Source organism: Mycolicibacterium septicum DSM 44393 (assembly GCF_000455325.1).
Lineage (GTDB): Bacteria > Actinomycetota > Actinomycetes > Mycobacteriales > Mycobacteriaceae > Mycobacterium > Mycobacterium septicum.
Genome location: NZ_HG322953.1, coordinates 523,443 through 528,008, shown reverse-complemented (window position 1 = coordinate 528,008; position 4,566 = coordinate 523,443). Strand labels below are relative to the sequence as shown.

Sequence of the window (4,566 nt, the reverse complement as noted above, 5' to 3'; positions counted from 1 at the left end):
GATGTAACGGTAACCGACGAAACCGCTCTGGGCGCCGACCTGCTGTCGGTCGTCGCCCGGTTGAACCGGCTGGCCACCCAACGCGCCCGCCTACCGCTGCCCTGGGCCCAGGCCCGGCTGCTGTCCACGATCGAGGACCAGGGCGAGGCGCGCATCTCCGACCTGGCCTATCTCGACCACTGCTCGCAGCCGACCATGACCACCCAGGTTCGCCGTCTCGAAGACGCCGGCCTGGTGTCACGCACCACCGATCCCGGCGATGCCCGCGCGGTGCTGATCCGGATCACCGAGCAGGGCCGGCGAACCCTGGATCAGGCCAGGGCGGATCGCGCTGCCGCGATCAACCCCCGGCTTGAGCGGCTCAGCGCCGAGGAGCGCCAGACATTGGCGGCCTCCGTCGACATCATTCGACGGCTGCTCACCGATGTCGCCGAGCATCCGCTCGCTCACGAAAACTAGATAGGAGTCACCGCCCTGATGTGGCGCCAACCCAAGGCCGTATGGGCCGTCGCTTTCGCCTCCGTCGTCGCCTTCATGGGCATCGGACTGGTCGATCCCATCCTCAAACCGATCGCCGACAACCTCGACGCCTCGCCTTCGCAGGTGTCGTTGCTGTTCACCAGCTACATGGCGGTGATGGGTGTGGCGATGCTGATCACCGGCGTGGTCTCCAGCCGCATCGGCCCCAAGCGCACGCTGCTGCTCGGCCTGGTGATCATCATCGCCGGCGCAGGCCTGGCCGGGATGAGCGACACCGTGATGCAGATCGTGGGCTGGCGCGCACTGTGGGGCCTTGGCAACGCCCTGTTCATCGCCACGGCGCTGGCCACCATAGTCAACTCCGCGAAAGGCTCTGTGGCGCAAGCCATCATCCTCTATGAGGCGGCACTAGGCCTGGGTATCGCGATCGGCCCGCTGGTCGGCGGGGTGCTCGGTTCGATCTCGTGGCGCGGCCCGTTCTTCGGCGTCTCGGCGCTGATGGCCTTCGCCCTGGTGATCACGGCGTTCCTGTTGCCGTCCACCCCGCGCGCCGAACGTGCCACCACGCTTGCGGATCCGTTCCGGGCGTTGCGCCACCGCGGACTGCTCGGCGTCGCGATCACCGCGCTGCTCTACAACTTTGGTTTCTTCACCCTGCTGGCCTTCACCCCCTTCCCGCTGGACATGACCGCCCACCAGATCGGGCTGATCTTCTTCGGCTGGGGTCTGGCGTTGGCTTTCACCTCCGTGGTGGTGGCCCCGCGGCTGCAACACCGCTTCGGCACGGTGCGGGTGCTGATCCTCAACCTGCTCGCCTTCACGACGGTGCTGGCCGTGATGGCCGTGTGGACGGATTCCAAGACCGTCCTGGCATCGGGTGTGGTGATCGCCGGCCTGTTCATCGGCATCAACAACACACTCATCACCGAGACCGTGATGAAGGCAGCCCCGGTCGAACGGGGCGTGGCCTCGGCGGCCTACACCTTCCTGCGCTTCGGCGGCGCCGCGGTCGCGCCGTGGCTGGCCGGAGTGCTCGGCGAGCAGGTCAGCGTGCACCTGCCCTACTGGGTGGGCGCGGCCGCCGTGCTGGCCGGCGCCGGTGTGCTGACCCTGACGCGGCCGTACCTGGTCGGAATCGACGTCGAGGAGTCCGAACTCGACGAGTTGACCGACGAGGCCACCGCGGTCACCGTCGGCAGCGACACCTAGCTGCCAGGGGGCCAATCCCGCCCCGAGCGCCGGCAAAGCTCCCCACAATGGGTGACATGTCGCAACAGTTCGACGGCGAGGCCCGGTTGTCGTGGGTGCTGGCCGGACTGGCCGGAGTGCTGGGGGCAGCCGCGTTCACCCATTCGGCCGGTTACTTCGTCACCTTCATGACCGGCAACACCGAGCGGGCCTTCCTCGGGCTTTTCCAAGGTGAGGAGTGGCTGGCGATCGGGGCCGCACTGCTGTTGCTCTCCTTCGTCGGCGGTGTGGTGATCGCGTCGTTGTGCCGCCGCCACCTCTGGGTGAATCACCCCCATGGCGCGACCGTGCTGACGACGCTTGCGCTGGTGGTGTCCACCGTGGTCGACATCATCGAGCGGGGCTGGTCTGCCCGCGATGTCCCTTACGTCCCAATCCTGTTCGTGGCCTTCGGTATCGGCGCGCTGAACACGTCGTTCGTCAAGGATGGCGAGGTGTCGATCCCGCTGAGTTACGTGACCGGGACCCTGGTCAAGCTCGGACAGGGCATCGAACGCCACATCAGCGGAGGCCAACTCAGCGATTGGCTGGGCTATTTCCTGCTCTGGTCCGGTTTCGCCGGCGGCGCCATCGTCGGTGGCTTCATCAGTGTGGTGGTGAGTGGATCCCAGATGCTGCTGGTGGCCACCGTCGTCTGCGCGATCACCGCGGCGTACACGTACTTCTACTTCGATCGTCATGCGTTGTTGAAATAGTGCGCGTGGCTCGCCGTTCATCGGCCCGCTCGTCGAGATTGACGTGAGGGTCGTTATCCGGCGAGATTCACGACCCTCACGTCAATCTCGATGCGCCGCACACGACTACAACGCGAACAACAGGAACTGCGTCACCTGGGTCGGCGAGAAGTTGTCGTCGCTGACCGCGATCACCGACTGCCGACCGTCGGCCAGCCTGGGCCCCAACGTGATTCCCTCGATGTTGTCCAGGGGCGTCAGGCCTGGCGTGGTGGTCAGATCCGCCAGCAGCGTCTTGGTCATCTCTGTGGAGCCCTCGACGACGTCGGCCCGGTAAACCCGCACCGCGACGTGCGTGCCGTAGCCACGCTCGATCACCAGAAAGCTGCTGTCATCGAGCGCGACCAGATCCGACAACCCGTTGTCTCCACGCGGCCCGGCGCTGACCGGGTCCAGCGGATAGGTGTACCGGCCGTCGACCGCCCCGGACTCCGCGTCGAAGCGGATGACGCGGGTGCGCGCACCGTGCTGCTCATCCGGTGGCGGACCGTCGTCATAGCCGGGCCCCTCCATGGCCGCCCAGAGATACCGCCCATCCGGTGTGAGCGTGAGCCCTTCCAGGGTGCTGTTGCGTCGCGGACCGTGTTCAGCTGCCGACATCCGAAATCCGTCGGGAAGGGCGAACTCGCCGAGGAAGCTGCCGTCGAGTCCTGCGGTCCGCGCCCACGGTTCCAGCAGAATCGGTGCACCTGGCCCCTCGACCCGCCGCTCCCCCTCGCTGGTCCAGTACAACCGCTGCCTGCGCGCATCGAAGGCGATGGCCTCGGGGTCGGGCGGCACCACGGGCGGCTGTGCGTCGATGTTCAACGGACCGAACGGCTGTGCGTCGCGGTCCAGCCACGGATGGATGGCGACGAACTCGATGTCACCGATACCGTTGTCCGACAGCGTGATCCGCGCGGTGTAGAACCGTGCCGGGCCTTTGGCGGAGCGGTCGTCGCTGATGATGTAGTACAGGTCGGCGGCCGGGTCGTAGCTGATTCCCGACAATCCGCCGATCACCGTGCCGTCCAGTACCGCGCCGGAAGGCACCTGGCGCTGGCCGAGGTAGTCCAGTTGCGGCGTGGCGTGCGCCGGACCACACGCCGACAGCACCAGGGCGCCGGCCAACAGGATTCGACGCAGCATCAGGTGATGACGGCGCCGACCAGGATGCCGACGGCATAGGTGGCCGCGATCGCGACAGCCCCGAACAGCAGCTGCCGCAGCCCCGCGATGGCCACCGGCTTGCGGGTGAACTTCGCCGCCACCCCGCCGGCGATCAGCAAGCCGACCCCGCCGCAGGCCAGGCCGGCCCACAACGATTCGAAGCCGAGCAGATACGGGATGAGCGGGATGATCGCGCCGATCGCGAACAGGACGAACGACGAGCCGCCGGCTATCCACGGCGACGGCTTCTCCCGGGGGTCCACTCCCAGCTCCTGTACGAGGTGGAAGTTGACGGCCCGATTCTCGTCGCGGTGGATCTCCTCGGTGGCCTTCGCCGCCGTTTCGGGTGTCATCCCCATCTCTTGGAGCATGGCCACGAGTTCGGCCTGCTCGGCGGTCGGGTTCTTGCGGAACGACCGCTGCTCCACCCTGACCTCGGAATCGACCTGCTCGTTGGCGGTGGTGACCGAGGTGTATTCGCCGAGCGCCATCGAGAAAGCACCGGCCAGCAGACCGGCCACACCGCTGAGCACCACGGTCTGGGCCGAGGCGCTGGCCCCCACACCGGCGATCAACGCGGTGTTGCTGACCAGACCGTCCATGGCCCCGAAGGTCGCCGCACGTAGCCAGCCGCCGGTGACGTCGGCATGGCGGTGATAGCTCACATGCGGCAAGCCGGTGGGAGACAGCGACTTACCGACCGAGTCCGGCATGCCGCCAGTCTTTCGCGGCGAGGTCGAGGTTGTCCAGGAAGGCTTGCCTTCCTGAACAGATCCAGGGGCAACCGTCGTATAACCACCGCCACACGCGTTACCGTCGGATATGACCTCTACTGCCGAACATCTGCGAAATGCGCTGGACGGCCGCTGGCGCGACGTCAAGAACGCCATGCGGGCCAGGTTGTCGGACGAGATCTTCCGACCGCACTACACCCCCAATACAGTGATCGCTCGGG

5 protein-coding genes are annotated in these 4,566 nt (G+C 66.8%); 3 read left to right on the top strand and 2 right to left on the bottom strand.

Annotated elements, in window-relative coordinates:
- Positions 1 to 27 precede the first annotated feature (27 nt).
- From TX88_RS29330 to TX88_RS29320, 3 genes are read left to right on the top strand one after another with little or no spacing between them, the layout of a single operon-like run.
- Positions 28 to 459 carry a MarR family winged helix-turn-helix transcriptional regulator gene (locus TX88_RS29330; RefSeq protein WP_084622243.1) on the top strand — a complete coding sequence of 144 codons (432 nt, stop codon included), beginning with the start codon at positions 28 to 30 and terminating at the stop codon, positions 457 to 459.
- Between the two features lie 18 nt (positions 460 to 477).
- Positions 478 to 1,689, top strand: a complete 1,212-nt coding sequence (locus TX88_RS29325) for an MFS transporter (RefSeq protein WP_044523214.1) — start codon at positions 478 to 480, stop codon at positions 1,687 to 1,689.
- Positions 1,690 to 1,745: 56 nt separating this feature from the next.
- Positions 1,746 to 2,423, top strand: coding sequence for a YoaK family protein (locus TX88_RS29320; protein WP_044524275.1), 678 nt, complete (start codon positions 1,746 to 1,748; stop codon positions 2,421 to 2,423).
- Between the two features lie 105 nt (positions 2,424 to 2,528).
- Here the strand turns inward: TX88_RS29320 and TX88_RS29315 are convergent, their stop codons facing one another.
- Both TX88_RS29315 and TX88_RS29310 read right to left on the bottom strand, forming a co-directional pair.
- Complete coding sequence (locus TX88_RS29315) at positions 2,529 to 3,590, bottom strand: esterase-like activity of phytase family protein (RefSeq protein ID WP_049925506.1); 1,062 nt, start codon at positions 3,588 to 3,590, stop codon at positions 2,529 to 2,531.
- On the bottom strand, positions 3,590 to 4,324 hold the full coding sequence (locus TX88_RS29310) for a VIT1/CCC1 transporter family protein (RefSeq protein WP_044523207.1): 735 nt from the start codon (positions 4,322 to 4,324) through the stop codon (positions 3,590 to 3,592). Before TX88_RS29310 ends, TX88_RS29315 begins: the two co-directional genes overlap by 1 nt.
- Positions 4,325 to 4,566: the final 242 nt, after the last annotated feature.

Bases quoted from the DNA above. Each gene is read 5' to 3' on its own strand.
- TX88_RS29320 (WP_044524275.1), top strand. From the start codon at position 1,746: ATGTCGCAACAGTTCGACGGCGAGGCCCGGTTGTCGTGGGTGCTGGCC.
- TX88_RS29310 (WP_044523207.1), bottom strand. From the start codon at position 4,324: ATGCCGGACTCGGTCGGTAAGTCGCTGTCTCCCACCGGCTTGCCGCAT.
- TX88_RS29315 (WP_049925506.1), bottom strand. From the start codon at position 3,590: ATGCTGCGTCGAATCCTGTTGGCCGGCGCCCTGGTGCTGTCGGCGTGT.
- TX88_RS29325 (WP_044523214.1), top strand. From the start codon at position 478: ATGTGGCGCCAACCCAAGGCCGTATGGGCCGTCGCTTTCGCCTCCGTC.